Below are 17926 nucleotides of genomic sequence, written 5' to 3'. Positions count from 1 at the left end.
CGCCGGTTCTTCGACACCCTCCCCGCCGAGCTGACCGACCGGATGGTGGAGCACTGGGGGCCGCCGCCCGGTGAGCTCTTCGTGGACCCGACCGACGACTGCATCGTGTTCGCCGCGCTGCGCGCCGGCAACGTCGTGGTGATGGTCCAGCCGCCGCGCGGCTTCGGGGAGAACCCGATCGCGATCTACCACGACCCCGACCTGCCGCCGTCGCACCACTACCTGGCCGCCTACCACTGGCTGCGCTCGTCCTTCGGCGCGCACGCGGTCGTGCACGTGGGCAAGCACGGCAACCTGGAGTGGATGCCCGGCAAGACCGTCGGGCTGTCGGCGTCCTGCGCGCCGGACGCCGCGCTGGGCGACCTGCCGATGGTCTACCCGTTCCTGGTCAACGACCCGGGCGAGGGGTCGCAGGCCAAGCGGCGCGCGCACGCGGTGCTGGTCGACCACATGGTGCCGCCGATGGCCCGCGCCGAGACCTACGGCGACATCGCCCGGCTGGAGCAGCTGCTCGACGAGCACGCCAACATCGCCGCGATGGACCCGCCGAAGCTGCCCGCCGTCCGGCAGCAGATCTGGACGCTGATCCAGGCCGCCAAGCTCGACCACGACCTCGGCCTGGACGACCGGCCGCACGACGCCGAGTTCGACGAGATGATCCTGCACGTCGACGGCTGGCTGTGTGCCATCAAGGACAGCCAGATCCGCGACGGTCTGCACGTCTTCGGCTCCCCGCCGGAGGGCGACGCCCGCGTGGGCCTGGTGCTGGCGATCCTGCGGGCCCGGCAGATCTGGGGCGGCTCGGTCGCCATGCCCGGCCTGCGCGAGGCGCTCGGCCTGGTGGAGGACGGCTCGGCCGGGCTGCACGAGACCGACGAGGTGGAGGCCCGGGCGATCGCCCTGGTCACCGCGATGGAGGCGGCCGGCTGGACCGCCGACGCCGTCGAGCCCACCGTCGCCGAGGTGCTGGGCGGGCCGCACGCCGAGGTCAGCCGGGTGCTGGACTTCGCGGTGGCCGAGGTCGTGCCGCGGCTGGCGAAGACCACCGACGAGATCGACATGGCCCTGCACGCCCTGGACGGCGGCTACGTGCCGGCCGGCCCGTCGGGCTCGCCGCTGCGCGGGCTGGTCAACGTGCTGCCGACCGGGCGCAACTTCTACTCCGTCGACCCGCGCGCGGTGCCCTCCCGGCTCGCCTGGGAGACCGGGCAGGGCCTGGCCGAGTCGCTGGTCGAGCGGTACGTCGCCGAGACCGGGGCGCACCCGCGTTCGGTGGGGCTCTCGGTGTGGGGCACCTCGGCGATGCGTACCTCCGGGGACGACGTCGCGCAGGTGCTCGCGCTGCTCGGCGTCCGGCCGGTCTGGGACGAGGCCTCGCGCCGGGTGACGAAGCTGGAGCCGATCCCGCTCGGTGAGCTGGGCCGGCCGCGGATCGACGTCACGGTGCGCATCTCCGGGTTCTTCCGGGACGCCTTCCCGCACGTGGTGACCATGCTCGACGACGCGGTCACCCTGGCCGCGGGGCTGGACGAGACCCCGGAGCAGAACTTCGTCCGCGCCCACGTGGACGCCGACGTCGCCGAGCACGGGGACCGCCGGCGCGCCACCACCCGGGTCTTCGGCTCCAAGCCCGGTGCCTACGGGGCCGGGCTGCTGTCGCTGATCGACAGCCGGGACTGGCGCACCGACGCGGACCTGGCCGAGGTCTACGCGGTGTGGGGCGGCTACGCCTACGGCCGGGACCTCGACGGTGTGCAGGCCCGCCCGGACATGGAGACCGCCTACCGGCGGATCGCGGTGGCGGCCAAGAACATCGACACCCGCGAGCACGACATCGCCGACTCCGACGACTACTTCCAGTACCACGGCGGGATGGTCGCCACGGTGCGCGCGCTGACCGGCAGCTCACCGAAGGCCTACATCGGCGACTCGACCCGCCCCGAGCACGTGCGCACCCGCTCGCTGGTCGAGGAGACCTCCCGGGTGTTCCGGGCCCGGGTGGTCAACCCCAAGTGGCTGGCCGCCATGCGCCGGCACGGCTACAAGGGCGCGTTCGAGATGGCCGCCACCGTCGACTACCTGTTCGGCTACGACGCCACCACCGGCGTGGTCGCGGACTGGATGTACGAGAAGCTGGCGCAGAGCTACGTGCTCGACCCGGAGAACCGGGCGTTCATGGAGCAGTCGAACCCCTGGGCGCTGCACGGGATCGCCGAGCGGCTGCTGGAGGCGGTCGACCGGAAGATGTGGGCCGAGCCCGACCCGGCGCTGCTGGCCGAGCTGCAGCAGGCCTACCTGGACACCGAGGGCGACCTCGAGGGCGGCGACACCCCGGCCCAGCAACCGGTCTGAGCGCCGGTCCCTGGGTCTCCCCACGATCAGGTCACCTGGTCGTGGGGGGACCTACCCGGTGGTCTGCGGCGGGGTAGGTCCCCACAGCGCGAGGTAGGACGACGGGCAGCGATGAGTCTGTCGGCGTCCGGCGGTCTACTGGTGCATGGCGACGACTCTGCTGGCGATCGGCACGCGCAAGGGGCTCTGGCTCGCGACGAGTGAGGACCGGCGCAGCTGGTCGCTCTCCGCACCGCACTTCCTGATGACCGAGGTCCCGAGCATCGGCATCGACACCCGCGACGGGCGCACCCGGCTGATGGTCGGGGTGCGGTCGGAGCACTTCGGCCCCACGGTCCTGCACTCCGACGACCTGGGCGCGACCTGGGACGAGCCGGCCGGTGGGGCGATCCGGTTCCCGGCCGACACCGGGGCCGCCGTCGAGCGGATCTGGCAGCTGCGCCCGGACTCGGCCGACCGGCCCGGGGTGGTGTGGGCCGGCTGCGAGCCGATCTCGGTCTGGCGCTCGGACGACGGCGGGGAGTCCTTCGAGCTGTGCCGCGGGCTGTGGGACCACCCGCACCGCACCGAGTGGGGCGCGGGCTACGGCGGGGCGGCGGCGCACTCCGTCGTCCCCGGGCCCGAGGGCACGGTGCACGTGGCGATGAGCACCGGCGGCGTCTACCGGACGCGGGACGGCGGGTCCACCTGGCAGCCGCGCAACTCCGGCATCTCGGCGTACTTCATGCCCGGTCCGGCGCCGGAGTTCGGGCAGTGCGTGCACAAGATCGCTCGGGACGCCGCGGACCCACGGAGGCTGTACGCGCAGAACCACCACGGCGTGTACCGGTCCGACGACGACGGCGACTCGTGGACGTCGATCGCCGACGGGCTGCCCTCCGACTTCGGCTTCGTGATGCTCGCCGACCCGCGCCGGGGTGGGCGGATCTGGGTGGTCCCGCTGGTCGCCGACGGTGAGCGGATCCCGCCGGACGGCGAGCTGGCCGTGCACCGCAGCGACGACGCCGGCTCCACCTGGCGCCGGCTCGACGCCGGGCTGCCCACGCACGAGTACAACGCGGTGCTGCGGGACGCCGCCTGCGTGGACGCCGGTGACCCGGTGGGCGTCTACGTCGGCACCCGCGGCGGCGAGGTGTACGCCAGTGCCGACGAGGGGGAGTCGTTCAGCACGGTCACGTCCCACCTGCCCGACGTGCTGTGCGTGCGGGCGGCGGTGCTGCCGTGACCGTCCGGGTGCTGCTGCCGAGGCTGCTGGCCGACTGCACCGGCGGCCGGACGTCGATGTCGCTGGACCTGCCCGAGTCCGCGACGGTCCGCGCCCTGCTCGACGTGCTGGCCACCGAGCACCCGGTGTTCGACCGGCGGGTGCGCGACGAGACCGGGGCGCTGCGCCGGCACGTCAACGTCTACGTCGACGGCGAGGAGGTCCGGCGGCTCTCCGGTCTGGTCACCCCGGTGCCGGCCGGCGCGGAGGTGATGGTCGTGCAGTCCGTGGCTGGTGGCTGACCGCGACGACGCGCCGCGATCCGGCTGGCCAGCAGGTTACGAATTGATGACGGCGGTCACACCTCTCCCATGAGCATCCTCGGCAGGTTGATGGGCACGGCAGGGAACACCGCGGCACGGAGCGCGCGTGGTGGCCGTTCGGCCACCCGGGGCACCGCCGGTCGGCGCCGGACCGGGACGGCCGGAGGTGGGATGGGGCGCGGCCGGGCCGCCTCGCCCGCCGCCTCCGGCGGCCTGAGCCGGGTCCTCGGCTCACTCACCCGTCGCCGATGACCGCGCTCAGCTGAGCAGGACGGCGGCGGCGAGCAGGGTGACCGCCGCCGTCACCTCGCCCATGGCCCCCATGACGTCGCCGTTCACGCCACCCAGCCGGGCGCGGGCCCGGGAGAACAGCGCCTCGGACGACGCCAGCCCGACCGCGACGGCGGCCACCAGCCCGAGTGCGGCGGCGACTCCCTCGGCGCCGACGAGCAGCGCGCCGACGGCCGCTGCCGTGACGGTGCTGAGGGCGGCACCGGCCAGCCAGCCCCGCGACACCGTGCCGGCGACCGCCTGGCCCAGCGACGAGCCCGCCGCGATGGGCACACCGGGCAGGCCGGTGCGGGCCATCGCCACCCGGGCGGTGACCGTGGCGATCGGGAGGGCGAGCCAGCCGCCGTCCACGGTCAGCAGGTGTGCCAGGCAGGCGACCTGCAGCAACAGGGTCAGCACCAACGTGACCACCCCGAAGGGGCCGACGTCCCCGGCGCGCATCACCGCCAGCGCCTTCTCGCGGCCGCGCAGCGGGCCCAGCCCGTCGGCGGTGTCGGCCAGCCCGTCCAGGTGCAGTCCGCGGGTGAGCCCGGCCAGGACGGCGACGCCCAGCACCGCGCCGACCAGTGGGCTGGCCGCGCGGCCGGCGGCCCAGGCGACTACGGCCGCCACGCCCCCCAGCACGAGGCCGACCAGCGGCGCCCAGGGCAGCACCCCGCGGGCCGAGGCGGCGGCCGGCACCCGCAGGCTGGTCAGCAGCGCGAACGACTCCGCCGGCCCGGTCCAGGGGCGGCGGGGCGCCGGCTGGTCCGGGGAGCTCATCGCAACCGCTGCGGCAGCCCGGCGACCACGAACCACACCTCGTCGGCGGTCGAGGCCAGCCGCTGGTTGACCGTGCCCAGCGTGTCCCGGAAGAGCCGACCGGCCCGGGTCTCCGGCACCACGCCCAGACCCACCTCGTCGCTGACCGCCACCACGTGCGCCGGCGTCATCACCCAGTTGTCGACCAGCGCATCGCAGCGCTGGTCCAGCCGGTCGCGGGCCGCGGCGGCGTCCGCGGGGGAGCCCGCAGCGTGCGCCCCGGTCGCGTCGACGGCGTCCCAGATGCCGGTCTCGTCCATCAGCGCGGCCACCCAGGTGGTGACGCTGTCGACCAGCACCGCACCCTGGCGCAGCAGCTCCGACGGCGCGGTCGTCTCCACCGTCGTCCACCCGGCCGGACGGCGGGCGCGGTGGGCGGCGACCCGGGCCGACCACTCGGCGTCGGCCTCGGCGACGACGGAGGTGGCGAGGTACGTGACCTCGTCCCAGCCGGCCAGCAACTGCTCGGCGTGCGCGGACTTGCCCGATCGGGAGCCGCCGAGCACGAGCACCCTGGTCACGTCAGCACCAGCTTCGTGACCGTGCCGTTGTGCGGGGTGACCCCCGGCAGCTGGTCGGGCCCGAGCCCGGCGACCACCGCCTGGGCAGCCCGGATGGTGTCCCCGTGGGTGACCAGGGCGACGACCGCAGCCGGCGGGTCGGCGCGCAGCCGGTCGAGGTAGCCGGCGACCCGGGAGTGCAGCTGGGTGAGGCTCTCCCCGCCCTCGGCCGACCAGTGCGGATCGGTCCAGTCGACGACGTCCCACAGCTCGCGGGAGGGTCGCCCCTCCAGCACGCCGTAGCCCTGCTCGCGCAGCGCCGGGGTGGTGCTGAGGGCCAGCCCGGTGGCCGCGGCGCAGTGCTCGGCGGTCTGCACGGCGCGGTGCAGGTCGCTGGAGACGAGGGCCCCGGGGCCACCGCCGTCCCGGGTGCGCGCGGCGAGCTCGGCCGCGGCCTGCGCCGCCTGCTGGTGGCCGAGCTCGGTCAGCGGCACGTGCGCGGTCTGGCCCTGCATCAGCCCGGCGGCGTTCCACTCGCTCTGGCCGTGCCGGACGAGGAGCAGGGTCAGGGGAGCGGCCATGGTGGTTGGGAGCGTAGGCGCCGGGTCGCGGAGGGCGGCGGGAGACCGGCCGCCCCGGACTCGTACCGTCGCAGCCGTGACGATCCCGCTGCGCCCCGGCGCCGGCCGGGCCCCCCGGCCCGCCGCGCGCCCGACCGGCCCCGACCCGCTCGCCCCGCTGCTGGAGCTGCCCGGCGTCGCCGCGGCGGCCGAGGACGCACGCGCCGCGGTGGACCGCCTGCTCGGCCACAAGGTGCTCCGCCGGGAGTCGGCCGGGGTCAGCGCGGAGTCGGCGCTGCGCGGTGCCCGGGCGTCGGCCGCGCTGGAGGGCGTGGACCGGCCGCTGGCGGACCTGCGCGCCGGCGAGGTGACCGACCCGGTCGTCCAGGGTGCGCTGCGGGTCTCGGTGGGCCTCGGCTCGATGGTGGAGACCTGGGAGCGGGCACCCGGTCAGGTGCTCGCCCGGCTGCACGTCCTGGCCGCCACAGACCTCGCCGAGCCGGCCGACCTGGGTCGGCCCAGCGGCGCGGCCGGTCCGCGGTTGGGTGGGCTCTTCTCCCTGATCACCGGTGCGACCACGGTCCCGGCCGTGGTGGTGGCCGGGGTGGTGCACGGCGAGCTGGCCGCGCTGGCGCCCTTCGGGGTGCAGGACGGCGTGGTCGCCCGCGCCGCTGCCCGGCTGGTCATCATCAGCCGGGGCCTGGACCGCAAGGCGGTCTCTGTGCCGGAGGTCGGCTTCGCCGAGCTGGGCCGGGACGCCTACGAGGCCGCGCTGGTGGGCTACCGGACCGGCGGCCCGGCCGGGGTGGCCGGCTGGCTCGTGCACTGCTGCCGCGCCACCGAGCACGGCGCCACCGAGGGCCTGGCGATCTGCGAGAGCCTGCTCCGCGGCTGAGCCCGACAGCGCCGTCCTGCGGCTCCGTTGCAGCACGACCAGACTGGGCGGATGCGCTTCCTCGAGGTCGACGGTCTGGGACAGGTCAGCCGGGTGGGACTGGGCACCTGGCAGTTCGGTTCCCGGGAATGGGGCTACGGCGACGACTACGCCGTGGGGGCGGCGCGCGACATCGTCCGGCGGGCCCGCGAACTGGGCGTCACCTTGTTCGACACCGCCGAGGTGTACGGCTTCGGCCGCAGCGAGAAGATCCTGGCCGAGGCGCTCGGCGCCGACCGGGCCGAGGTGGTCGTCGCCAGCAAGGTCTTCCCGGTGGCGCCGTTCCCGGCGGTCGTCCGCAACCGCGCGGCCGGGAGCGCCCGCCGGCTGCAGCTCGACCGGATCCCGCTCTACCAGGTGCACCAGGCCAACCCGCTGGTGCCGGACTCGGTGATCATGCCGGGCATGCGCGCCCTCCTCGACGAGGGCGTGATCGGTGCCGTCGGGGTCTCCAACTACTCGCTGGAGCGCTGGCAGGCGGCCGACGGCGCGCTGGGCAGCCCGGTGGTGAGCAACCAGGTCCAGTTCTCCCTGGCGCACGCTGGGCCCCTGGCCGACCTGGTGCCCTTCGCCGAGCGTGAGAACCGGGTGGTCATCGCCTACAGCCCGCTCGCCCAGGGCCTGCTGGGCGGCCGCTACTCCGCCGACCACCGGCCCGGGGGCGTCCGGGCGATGAACCCGCTGTTCGGCACCGAGAACCTGAGCCGGGCCGAGCCGCTCCTCCAGCTGCTCCGGGACGTGGCCGCTGCGCACCAGGCGAAGCCGGCCCAGGTGGCCCTGGCCTGGCTCCTCGGTCTGCCGCAGGTGGTCGTGATCCCGGGGGCGTCCAGCGTCGAGCAGCTGGAGTCCAACGTGGCGGCCGCCGAGCTGGAGCTCACGGCCGAGGAGCAGCAGGCGCTGACCGCCGCGGCGCAGGACTTCCAGCCGGTCTCGACCGCCCAGACGGTCGTGGACCAGGTGCGCGAGAAGGTCGCCGAGGTGCGCAGCCGCGTCGGCGGCTGAGGAGGGGGCGGCGGTCAGGCGCCGCGTCGCCGCCAGCGGCTGGCCGGGGGCAACACGACGGGCGCGGCCAACGCGACACCAGCAGCCGGGAGCACCCGCAGCCCGCGCCGCCGGGCGTACCAGGCCAATCCGGCCACGGCGGCCCCGACGCCGACCGCGGCACTGGTGACGACCGGCGTCCGGGCGCCGGAGAAGCGGGAGCGCAGGGTGACCGGGCGGGTGAACTCGAGCACCGGCCAGCCCCGCTCGGCGGCGACCTTGCGCAGCCCCCGGTCGGGGTTGACGGCGGTCGGGTGACCGACCGCCTCGAGCATCGGCAGGTCGGTGATCGAGTCGCTGTAGGCCCAGCAGTCGGCCAGGTCCCAGCCCTTCTCGGCAGCCAGCTCGCGCATCGCGGCGGCCTTGTTCTCGCCGTAGGCGTAGTAGTCGATATCGCCGGTGTACTTCCCGTCGACGGTGACCATCCGGGTGGCGACGACGCGGTCGACCCCGAGCATCTCGCCGATCGGCTCCACCATCTCCGCGCCGCTGCTGGAGACGATGACGATCTCCCGGCCGGCCGCCTGGTGTTCCTCGATGAGGTCGGCGGCCTCCGCGTAGACGAGCGGGTCGACGATGCCGTGCAGCGTCTCCCGCACGATCTCGTGCACGACGGCGACGTCCCAGCCCGTGGTCATCGCGGTGATCTGTCGCCGCATCCGCTCCATCTGGTCGGCGTCGGCGCCGGCCAGGGAGAAGACGAACTGCGCGTAGGCGCCCTTGAGGACGGCTCGCCGGTTGATCAGCCCACCCTGGAAGAACGGTCGTCCGAAGGCCAACGTGCTGGACTTCGCGATGACCGTCTTGTCCAGGTCGAAGAACGCCGCAGCGCGGGTCACATCGCACACGGTAAGGGGATCGGCAGTCCAGGGGGTCGGGCACACCGTCGTCCACACCCGGAGGGGTTGTCCACAGATGCCGTCCGGGACTGGGCCGGCGCCGACCGTCCCGCTGCGCTGGGCGGGTGTCCGCTGCCTCGCGAGCCCCCGGCTCCGCGCCCGTCGCCCCTGCCCACCCACTGGTCCTGAGCACCGACTCCGGCCTGCTCGACGACCTGCTCCGGCTGCTCGCCGCCGCCGGTGCCACCGCTGAGCTGACCACGGGAGGGGGTGCGCTCCGCCGCGCCCACCGGGACGCGCCGCTGGTGCTCCTCGGCGCCGAGGTGCTGGGCAGTGCGCCGGTGCGGGCGCTGCCGCGGCGCCCAGGGGTGCTGGTGGTCGCCGCCGGTGGACCCGCGGCCGAGGTGTGGCCGGCGGCCGTCGAGCTCGGCGCCGAACGGGTGGTGGTGCTGCCCCGCGACGAGGCGTGGCTGGTGGAGCGGGTGGCCGCGGCGGTGCAGGCCCCCGCCCGGCCGGGCTGGCTGACCGTGGTCGGCGGCGCCTGCGGCGGCGCCGGCGCGAGCACCCTGGCGACGGCGCTCGCGGTGGCCGCGGGCAGCGCGGCCGACGGCGGGGTGCTGCTGGTGGACGGCGACGGCTGGGCCGCCGGCCTGGACCTGCTGCTCGGGGCGGAACGGGAGCCCGGGCTGCGCTGGCCGGAGCTGGCCGGGGTGAGTGGACGGGTGGCCGGCCCGGCGCTCGCCGCCGCCCTGCCCGAGGTCGCCGGGGTCGCGGTGCTCTCCGCCTCCCGGGAGCACCCCCAGGAGCTGCCGGCCGAGGCCCTGCTCGCCGTCTGCGCGGGCGCCCGGGCCAGCGGGTGCGGCGTCGTGCTCGACCTCCCCGTCCGCAGCCCCGCAGCCGAGGCGCTCCTCGCCGAGGCCGACCTCAGCGTCCTGCTCGTACCGGCGCGGCTGCGGGCCGGAGCCGCCGCCCGCGCCCTGCTGGAGGGGGACCAGCGGCCCTGGTCGGGGGCGCTCGTGGTCAGCCGGCCGGTCCCCGGGGGCCTGAGCCGCGCCGAGGTGGCCGACGTGGTCGGCCGGCCGGTCTTCGCCGAGCTCGCCGCCGACCGGTCGGCGGCACCGCGCAGCGAACGGGGCGAACCGCCGTCCGTGGCCGCCCGGTCCCCGCTCGGCGGGCTCAGCCGGCTGCTCCTCGCCGAGCTGGCCGGGCGCGCGGCGTGACCGTGGAGTCGGCGCCACCGCTGGTGGAGCGGGTGCGCGCCCGGCTGGCCACCGGTGTGGGCGCCCCCAGCCCGGCGGCCGTGGCGGCCCTGGTCCGGGAGGAGTCCGGCGGCCTGCTGGGCGACCGCGGAGTGCTCGACGCCGTCCGGGCCGCCACCGACGAGCTGGCCGGGGCGGGCGTGCTGGAGCCGCTGCTGCGCACCCCCGGCGTCACCGACGTGCTGGTCAACGGGCCGGACGAGGTCTGGATCGACCGTGGCGAGGGCCTGGAGCCGGTCGACGTCCGGTTCCCCGACGAGGCCGCGGTCCGACGGCTCGCGGTGCGGCTGGCCGCGGCTGCCGGCCGCCGGCTCGACGACGCGGCGCCGTGGGTCGACGCCGGCCTGCCCGACGGCACGCGGCTGCACGCGGTCCTGCCGCCGGTGTCCGGGGCGGGCACCTGCCTGTCCCTGCGGGTGCTGCGCCGGGCGGCGCTCTCCTTCGCCGACCTCTCCGACCGCGGTGCCCTGCCCGGCGCCAGCGCCGAGCTGCTGGCGGCCGCCGTCCGGGCGCGGCTGGCGTTCCTGGTCACCGGCGGCACGGGCACCGGGAAGACGACGGTCCTCTCCGCACTGCTCGGGTTGGTCGATCCCGGGGAACGGGTGGTGCTCTGCGAGGACGCACCCGAGCTGACCCCACGGCACCCGCACGTCGTCCGGCTGCTCACCCGGCCGGCCAACGTCGAGGCCGCCGGCGCGGTCACGCTGCGGGACCTGGTGCGGCAGGCCCTGCGGATGCGCCCGGACCGGCTGGTCGTCGGCGAGGTCCGCGGCGCCGAGGTGGTCGACCTGCTCGCCGCCCTGAACACCGGGCACGACGGCGGCTGCGGCACGGTGCACGTCAACCGGGCCGCGGACCTGCCGGCCCGGCTCGAGGCCCTCGGCGATGCGGCCGGCCTGGGTCGGGCCGCGGTGCACAGCCAGGCGGCGGCCGCGCTCGCGCTCGTCGTGCACCTGCGGCGGAGCCCGGCGGGGCGGGGCGTGGCCGAGCTGGGGGTGGTCCGGCGACGGGGAGAGCTGATCGAGGTGGCCGCGGGCTGGCGGGCCGACGGCGGCCCCACCCCGGCGCGCAGGGAGCTCGCCGACCTGCTCGGCGTCCGGGTGCCCGGATGAGCCCGGCCCTGCTGGTCCTCGGGGTCGCGCTGCTGGCCTGGCCCTCGGGCGCCGCCGGCCGGCCGCGACGGCTCACCGAGCCGGGGTGGGGCGGGGCGCGTCCGGACCTCCGCGCCCTGGCCGGTGGCCCGGCTGGACCGTGGGTGTTCGCGCTGGGGAGCGGGGGAGCCGGGGCGTTGCTGTCCACCCCGGTGGTGGCCGCGCTCGCGGCCGTCTGCGGTGTCGTCGCCGGCCGTGCCCTGCAGGCGCGCGGCCGGACCGCCGCCGGAGAGCGGCGCACCCGGGCCCTGGTGGAGGCGCTCGGCGTGCTGGCCGCGGAGGTGCGAGCCGGGCGGCCGCTCCCGGAGGCGGCCACCACCGCGGTCGACGGCTGCCCGGACGCCGGCATGGCGCGGGCGCTCGAGCCGGTCCTGCGACTGGGCGACCCGCCGACGGGGCCGGCGACGGACGAGTCGGCCCGGGCGCTCGTGCGGATCGCGGCCGCGGTGCGGTTGAGCACCCGCACGGGCTGCTCGCTGGCCGGGGTGGTCACCGCCGTCGAGGACGACCTGCGGGCCCGGCTGCGGGCCGGAGAGGAGCTGCGCTCTGCGGTCGCCGGGCCGCGGGCCAGCGCCGCCGTGCTCGCCGGTCTTCCGCTGCTCGGCCTGCTGATGGGCAGCGGGGTGGGCGCCGACCCGTGGCGGGTGCTCACCACCACCGGCGCGGGGACGGCGCTGCTGGTGCTCGGCGTGGCCCTGGAACTGGCCGGGCTCATCTGGTCGGCGCGGCTGGTGCGGCGGGCGGTCGCGCAGTGAACGGTGTCTGGGCAGTCCTGGTCCTGGCCGGCGCGGTGCTGTTGTGGGTGCCGCCCGGAGCCGGCCGCCGGGACCGGGTGCGGTCACTGCTCGCCGTCCCCGGCGACGGCAGGCGTCCGTGGCGGTCGACGAGCGGCCCACCGGGGGCGGCGCGACGCCGGGTGGAGGCAGGTCTGGGTGGGCTGGCGGCCTTCCTGGTGCTCGGTGCCGGGCTGCCGGCCGCGCTGGTCGGGCTGGGCCTGGCCGCAGGGCTGGACCGGCTGCTCCGGCGGTCCGGTGCGCCACCGCCCGTCGCCGGAGCCCTCGCCCGGGACCTGCCGGTGGCCTGCCACCTGCTCACCGTCTGCCTGGCGGCCGGCACCCCGGTCGGGTCGGCCGTCGCGGCGGTCGGGGAGGCGGTTCCCGGTCCGCTCGGCGACCGGCTGGTCGAGGCGGGGGCCCTGTACCGGCTGGGCGCCGCCCCGCGCCGAGCCTGGGCGGGGGCGCCACCGCCGGTCGACGCGCTCGCCCGCACGGTGGTCCGCGCCGGGGAGTCGGGCTCGGCGGTCGTCCCGGCCCTGCAGCGGCTCGCCGCCGACCTGCGCAGCGCCGGCCGCAGCCAGACCGAGGCCGCGGTGCAGCGGGCGGGGGTGTGGGTGCTGGCGCCGCTGGGGCTGTGCTTCCTGCCGGCGTTCCTGTGCCTGGGCGTCGTCCCGATGGTGCTGGGGATCGGTGGCGACGTCCTCGGCTGAGTCACGGTCACCGCCGTCGTGCCGGTCGGCGTCCACAACCGCGGGCGTCCTCCACAACCCGGCCGCAGCGACCCGGGCGTGCCCGCGCCGGCGCCAGGCTCGGGTCGACGGACCGGCAGGCGGTCCTGCGGAGGAGGACACATGGAGATCCAGCCGGAGAACGAGGAACGGACCACCGGATGCCGACGCGCGGCGCTGGCCCAGCGGTGGTCGGAGGCCCGCGTAGCCGGCGAGGAGGGCATGAGCACCGCCGAGTACGCCGTCGGTAGGCACTTCAGAATGTGCTGGTCAGAGGCACCGCTGCCGCTCTGAGCAGGCCTTTCACCCTTCGGCATCTTCCCGACCATTCCCGGCCGTTCCCGGTGCTCGTGGGTACGGTTCGGGTACGGTCTGGGTACGGGCTTGTGGAACCCGCGACGGGCAGGCGCCACCCCGGACGGTCCGAACGCGTGGCACGCAGCGTCTGGGACCTCGTGGCGGACGCGTTCGATCCGTCGCCCCCGGTGCTGCCCGACTACGAGCCGCAGCCCAAGCAGCAGATCGCCGCCGACCTCGTCTTCCGGGTCTCGGAGCTGCTGTTCGGTGGCGCCGCGGGTGGCGGGAAGAGCTACTGGCTCCGGAACGACGCCGTCCTGTTCGCGCTGACCCACGAGCGGGTCCACATCGGGATCGTCCGGCGCACCCTGCCGATGCTCAAGCAGACGCACCTGATGCCGCTGACGGCCATCTGCAACGGCATCGCCAAGCACAACCGCGCTGAGCTGACGTGGACGTTTCCGAACGGGTCGGTCATCCGGTTCATCAGCCTCACGCACATCGGCGACGAGCAGAACTACAAGTCCGTCGAGTTCGACCGCCTGTACTTCGACGAGGGGACCGAGCTTGCCGAGGTGCAGTACACGTACATGCTCACCCGGCTCCGGTCGTCGTTCGGCGGGCACTGCGACGCGTGCAACCAGCGCGGCCACCGGACCGCCGCGATCATGACGAGCAACCCCGAAGGTGTCGGGTACGCCTGGGTCAAGCGCCGGTTCGTCGCCCCGCGCCCGGCCGACCTCGGGAAGGGCCAGGGCAAGCCGGAGCCGTTCGTGCCGTGGCAGCCGCCGCTGCCCGACGGCACCCCTGGCCTCCCGCGGGTGTTCGTCCCGTCGACGCTGATGGACAACCCGGCGCTGCTGGCGAGCAACCCCGACTACGTGAACCGGCTGAAGTCGATGCCCGACGACCGGAAGCGGAAGGCGCTGCTCGAGGGCGACTGGGACGCGATGGACCAGGTGCCCGGCGCGCTGTTCAGCCTGACGAACATCGAGGCGCACCGCGCGCACAACGGGGCGCCGGAGTCCCTGGCGCGCGTCGTCGTCGGCTACGACCCCGCCTCGACGTTCACCGACACGTCGGATGAGACCGGCATCGTCGCCGCGGCCAGCGCGCAGGCGACCCGCCCGCGGCAGCTGTACGTCCTCGCTGACCGGTCCGGGCACTTCTCCGGGCCGGAGGCCGCAGCGCGTGCCTGCGTCGACCTGGCAGCCGCGGTGAGCGCGGACGTGATCGTGTACGAGACCAACCAGGGCGGCGACTACGTCAAGAGCGCGCTGATGGCCGCACTCCGGCACGCGGTCAAGGAGGGCCGGTGGACCGGTCCGCTGCCGAAGGTCCTCGGAGTGCACGCCAAGCGCGGGAAGGCGCTTCGCGCGGAGCCCGTGTCGGTGCTGTACGGGCAGGGGCAGGTGCATCACGTCGGCCCGTTCGACGAGCTCGAGGCGCAGATGACCACGTGGACGCCGGACGCCCCGAACTCCCCGGACCGTCTGGATGCGCTCGTCTACGCAATCACCCACCTGGAGAACAAGGGCGCGCCGGCCGCGCCGGTGAAGGCCCGCTCCACCTGGTGAGGGATAGCGCAACAGGCTGTTGGACGATGCTGGACGCCCGCGCCTCCGTGCCGTCGGCCGCACGCTCCGGACGGTCCGAGGCCGGAGGTGCCTCATGGACTACACGCGGATCCTGACGACCGCGATCAGCACGCTGCGCGCACGTGGCGTGAAGGTGGAGCCACGGTTCGCGTACTACGACGGGCGGCACAACTGCTCGCTCGGGTCGAAGGCGTGGAACGACTCGTACCGCAAGGTCGTCGCCGGCGTGAAGGACAACCAGTGCAAGCTGGTCGTCGACACCCGCGCCGACGCCGTCGTCCCCGCCGGAGTGGAGGCCACGAGCGACAACCCGTTCGAGCAGGCCCTCGCCGCGTGGGCGACCGACCTGTTCGAACGGGAGGCCGACGACCTCGACGAGTTCGCCACGACCGCCGAGAAGGCCGGCACGCAGACCGTCATGCTCGTCGACTACGACGAGGCCGGCGAGGTCGCCCTGTACTGCGTCGACCCGCGCTCGGTGTACGCCCAGGTGAGCAAGTCCGGGAGGCTGCTGTCGCTGCTGCACGTGTGGCGCGACGAGGCCGACTCCTTCACCTCCGCGACCCTGTACCTGCCCGACCGCAAGATCGTGTTCGGCACGACCAGCGCGCAGCTGCTCCCCGCCCCGGAGGCGTTCCACGCCCGCGAGGAGCTCCCCAACCCGCTCGGCGAGATCGCTGCGGTCGTCGTCGACCTGAACGGGTCCGTCCTCGATGACGCCATCCCGCTCAACGACATGCTGAACAAGTCGCTGCAGACGCAGGCCGTCGTCGGTGAGGCGTACGCGCTGCCGTTCCGCGTGTACCTCGGCATCGAGACGTACGACCCGGCCACCGGCGAGGTCGCCGCGGTCATCCCGAGCATGAACCCGGCCACCGGGTCCCGCGACGTGTCCATCCCGACGGTCGCCGACGCGGAGGGCGACAAGCGGCAGGTCATCCAGTTCGAGTCGCCGAAGCCCGAGGCGTACCTCGCCGAGCAGGACTCGCTGCGGACCGCGATCGCGCGCTTGGCGCACATCCCGACGCACCTGGTGCAGCTCGGCGGCGCACCGGTCAGCGGGGACGCGTTGGAGATCGCGTCGATGCCGTTCGTCGGGTGGCAGGCTGCCGCGATCCGGACGACGTACCGGCGCGCGTTCCGTGAGGTCGCCCGCCTCGCGGTCCGGATGCACCTGTACAAGCTGACCGGCCGGCCGATGCCCGCGCCGGCGCTGGACGTGAAGTTCGCACCGATCGCCACGTCCACGACCAGCTCGCGGGTGCAGCAGATGCGCGACGCGGTCGACGCCGGCATGAGCCTGGCCGACGCCCTCGTCGAGTTCCTCGGCTGGGACCGGGAGGCCGCCGACCTCGCCGAGACCCGCACCGCTGAGGCGTCCGCGCGGGCGTTCGACGCCGGCACCGTCTGAGGGCTGAGCGGTGACGGCCCGGCAGAACATCGAGCAGGTCGCCGTCTCCCAGCGGGTGGCGCTGGCCGCGGACTCCAAGCGGGTCGCTGGGCAGCTGGCGCGCGCGTACGCGACCGTCTGGCAGAGCGTCCAGCGTGACCTGGGCAGCCTGCAGCGGCGCATCGACGCTGAGCGGGCTGCTGGGCGCCCCGTGTCGACCGCGTGGCTGGAGCGCGAGTCGCGCTACCAGCGGCTGCTGAGCCGCCTGGAGGAGCAGCTGCTGGACTTGGCCCCGGTCGCCGGCCGTGCCGCTGCAGCCCTCGCTGACGCTGCCCTCGCCGCGGGAGCTGCGGATGCGGCCGCGCTGGTCGAGGCGACCGGAGTGCAGTCGGTGCTCGGCACGCTGAACGTGGGCGCTGCGCAGGAGATCGTGGCCGTCACCTCCTACGGGCCGCTCGTCCGGCTGCTGGAGGCTCGCGCCGGGGGCACCGTCACTGCTGCGCGCGACGTGCTCCGGGAGGCCGTGATGCGCGGCTGGGCGCCGGCGAAGACCGCAGCGGAGCTCCGCCGCGTCACCAACGGTGCGCTGAGCAACGCGATGACGGTCGCCCGCACCGAGCAGCTGCGCGCGTACCGGGAAGCCAGCCGGCAGTCCTACATCGACAACCCGGCCGTGACCCGGTGGCGCTGGAGCAGTCGGCTCGTCGTCGGGCGGACGTGCCCGGCGTGCTGGGCGATGCACGGCACCGAGTTCGACTTGAACACGCCGATGGGGTCGCACCCGAACTGCATGTGCACGCTGCTCCCGGTCGTGCCGCTGGTGAACTACGGGCTGACCGGCCCGGAGCGGTTCGCCCGGTTGACCGCGGAGCAGCAGCGGACGGTCCTGGGGCCGGCTGCGTTCGCCGCGTTCGCTGACGGCGCGGTGAGCCTGGCGGACCTGGTCTCGGAGCGCCGCAGCCCCGAGTGGGGCGTGACGCGGTCGACCGGCAGCCTCACTGCGGCGCTGGGCCCGGTCCGCTCGGCGCAGTACTTGCGTCCCTGACCTGCGGAAACGCACCCCGAGAAGAGTATCGTTCGGGATACTATCTTCGGTGACACCAACTGTCGGCGGCTGAGTGCGCTCACGGCCGACGCGCGGACGGTGCCGGGCATGACCGTTCCCCGGCACGCAGCACCCGTCATCCGGTCGTCGCGCGGCACCCGCTCTCGCCGCATCGTCGCCGCGACGTGGTTCGCCCTCGCCGCGGTGCACCTGGTCCTCGCGTGGCCCGGTGAGCTCGTCTCCGTGGCGATGCTCGTGCCTGGCCTGGTGGCCGCGTCGTCGCTGCGGTGGTTCAGCCGCGCGTCGGTGGTGGCGCTGCGCAGCGGGCTGGTGCTGCTGTTCGCGTGGGAGGTCGTCCTCGTGGCGAACCTGGTCGACCTGGCGTTCTGAGCTCCGTGCATCCCGGTGGGGCGGTCCGGACGGTCCGAGGCACGCCCCACCACGGGGCGGGCCCGCTCGTCGGGCACACCCGCACCTGATTGGACCGATCGTGACCACGACCGACCAGAACCCCGCCCCGACCACCGACGACGCTGCTGCCGGCGCCCCCGCTGCTGCTGCTCCGGCCGGTGACCCGAAGCTGATCCAGCTCACCCAGGAGCAGCTGGACAGCATGTTCAACGACCGCCTCGAGCGCGCCCGCGTGAAGGCCACCGAGGAGAAGGCCGCCGCGACCAAGTCCCTCGAGGACCGCATCGCCGAGCTGGAGACCGCCACGAAGACCGCAACCGAGCAGGCCACGGCCGCAGAGAAGGCCGCCGTCGACGCGATCATCGCCCGGGCCGCCGCGAACACGCACAACCCGGCCCTCGTCGCGTCCGCGGTCGACCTGACCGG

At 75.2% G+C, this 17926-nt stretch carries 19 protein-coding genes; 15 read left to right on the top strand and 4 right to left on the bottom strand.

The window, feature by feature from the left end; translation table 11 throughout:
- From cobN to G5C62_RS17860, 3 genes are all read left to right on the top strand, one after another.
- Positions 1-2352 (top strand): cobaltochelatase subunit CobN (cobN, locus tag G5C62_RS17870; RefSeq protein ID WP_164702091.1); only part of this gene is annotated, 2352 nt, incomplete at its 5' end.
- Between the two features lie 145 nt (positions 2353-2497).
- Complete coding sequence (locus G5C62_RS17865; RefSeq protein ID WP_164702090.1) at positions 2498-3577, top strand: exo-alpha-sialidase; 1080 nt, start codon at positions 2498-2500, stop codon at positions 3575-3577.
- On the top strand, positions 3574-3858 hold the full coding sequence (locus tag G5C62_RS17860) for a MoaD/ThiS family protein (protein ID WP_164702089.1): 285 nt from the start codon (positions 3574-3576) through the stop codon (positions 3856-3858). The genes G5C62_RS17865 and G5C62_RS17860 overlap by 4 nt, the downstream gene beginning before the upstream one ends.
- A gap of 279 nt (positions 3859-4137) precedes the next feature.
- Here G5C62_RS17860 and G5C62_RS17855 read toward each other — a convergent pair whose 3' ends face one another.
- The 3 genes from G5C62_RS17855 to G5C62_RS17845 are packed head-to-tail and all read right to left on the bottom strand — an operon-like array spanning position 4138 to position 6052.
- Complete coding sequence (locus G5C62_RS17855; protein ID WP_164702088.1) at positions 4138-4932, bottom strand: adenosylcobinamide-GDP ribazoletransferase; 795 nt, start codon at positions 4930-4932, stop codon at positions 4138-4140.
- Complete coding sequence (cobU, locus tag G5C62_RS17850) at positions 4929-5492, bottom strand: bifunctional adenosylcobinamide kinase/adenosylcobinamide-phosphate guanylyltransferase (RefSeq protein ID WP_164702087.1); 564 nt, start codon at positions 5490-5492, stop codon at positions 4929-4931. Before cobU ends, G5C62_RS17855 begins: the two co-directional genes overlap by 4 nt.
- Positions 5489-6052, bottom strand: a complete 564-nt coding sequence (locus G5C62_RS17845; protein WP_164702086.1) for a histidine phosphatase family protein — start codon at positions 6050-6052, stop codon at positions 5489-5491. The genes cobU and G5C62_RS17845 overlap by 4 nt, the downstream gene beginning before the upstream one ends.
- Before the next feature lie 76 nt (positions 6053-6128).
- Here G5C62_RS17845 and G5C62_RS17840 point away from each other — a divergent pair, with 76 nt between their 5' ends.
- Positions 6129-6926, top strand: coding sequence for an oxidoreductase (locus G5C62_RS17840; protein ID WP_206330707.1), 798 nt, complete (start codon positions 6129-6131; stop codon positions 6924-6926).
- Between the two features lie 51 nt (positions 6927-6977).
- Positions 6978-7967, top strand: a complete 990-nt coding sequence (locus tag G5C62_RS17835; protein WP_164702085.1) for an aldo/keto reductase — start codon at positions 6978-6980, stop codon at positions 7965-7967.
- Positions 7968-7981: 14 nt separating this feature from the next.
- Here the strand turns inward: G5C62_RS17835 and G5C62_RS17830 are convergent, their stop codons facing one another.
- Positions 7982-8845, bottom strand: coding sequence for an HAD family phosphatase (locus G5C62_RS17830; protein ID WP_164702084.1), 864 nt, complete (start codon positions 8843-8845; stop codon positions 7982-7984).
- A gap of 125 nt (positions 8846-8970) precedes the next feature.
- Between G5C62_RS17830 and ssd the strand changes: the two genes are divergently transcribed.
- The 10 genes from ssd to G5C62_RS17780 form a co-directional block, all read left to right on the top strand.
- Positions 8971-10065 (top strand): septum site-determining protein Ssd, encoded by a 1095-nt coding sequence (gene ssd, locus G5C62_RS17825; protein ID WP_164702083.1) that lies wholly within the window; start codon positions 8971-8973, stop codon positions 10063-10065.
- Positions 10062-11216 (top strand): TadA family conjugal transfer-associated ATPase, encoded by a 1155-nt coding sequence (locus G5C62_RS17820; RefSeq protein ID WP_164702082.1) that lies wholly within the window; start codon positions 10062-10064, stop codon positions 11214-11216. Before ssd ends, G5C62_RS17820 begins: the two co-directional genes overlap by 4 nt.
- Positions 11213-12010 carry a type II secretion system F family protein gene (locus G5C62_RS17815; RefSeq protein ID WP_164702081.1) on the top strand — a complete coding sequence of 266 codons (798 nt, stop codon included), beginning with the start codon at positions 11213-11215 and terminating at the stop codon, positions 12008-12010. The genes G5C62_RS17820 and G5C62_RS17815 overlap by 4 nt, the downstream gene beginning before the upstream one ends.
- Entirely contained in the window at positions 12007-12741 is a 735-nt protein-coding gene (locus G5C62_RS17810; RefSeq protein WP_164702080.1) for a type II secretion system F family protein, read from the top strand. Before G5C62_RS17815 ends, G5C62_RS17810 begins: the two co-directional genes overlap by 4 nt.
- Positions 12742-12882: 141 nt before the next feature.
- The gene (locus G5C62_RS17805; protein ID WP_164702079.1) at positions 12883-13053 is read left to right on the top strand and encodes a DUF4244 domain-containing protein; all 171 of its coding nucleotides are present in this window, start codon (positions 12883-12885) and stop codon (positions 13051-13053) included.
- Positions 13054-13190: 137 nt separating this feature from the next.
- The gene (locus G5C62_RS17800; protein ID WP_164702078.1) at positions 13191-14633 is read left to right on the top strand and encodes a terminase large subunit domain-containing protein; all 1443 of its coding nucleotides are present in this window, start codon (positions 13191-13193) and stop codon (positions 14631-14633) included.
- A 94-nt stretch (positions 14634-14727) separates the two neighbouring features.
- On the top strand, positions 14728-16065 hold the full coding sequence (locus G5C62_RS17795; protein ID WP_164702077.1) for a phage portal protein: 1338 nt from the start codon (positions 14728-14730) through the stop codon (positions 16063-16065).
- A gap of 10 nt (positions 16066-16075) precedes the next feature.
- Complete coding sequence (locus G5C62_RS17790; RefSeq protein ID WP_164702076.1) at positions 16076-17089, top strand: phage minor head protein; 1014 nt, start codon at positions 16076-16078, stop codon at positions 17087-17089.
- Positions 17090-17197: 108 nt separating this feature from the next.
- Positions 17198-17479, top strand: a complete 282-nt coding sequence (locus tag G5C62_RS17785) for a hypothetical protein (protein ID WP_164702075.1) — start codon at positions 17198-17200, stop codon at positions 17477-17479.
- Between the two features lie 100 nt (positions 17480-17579).
- Positions 17580-17926, top strand: a 347-nt coding sequence (locus tag G5C62_RS17780) for a hypothetical protein (protein ID WP_206330706.1), incomplete at its 3' end; no start/stop codon positions are given.

The organism is Modestobacter sp. KNN46-3 (assembly GCF_011039295.1).
This window is presented reverse-complemented; position numbering and strand designations above follow the sequence as displayed.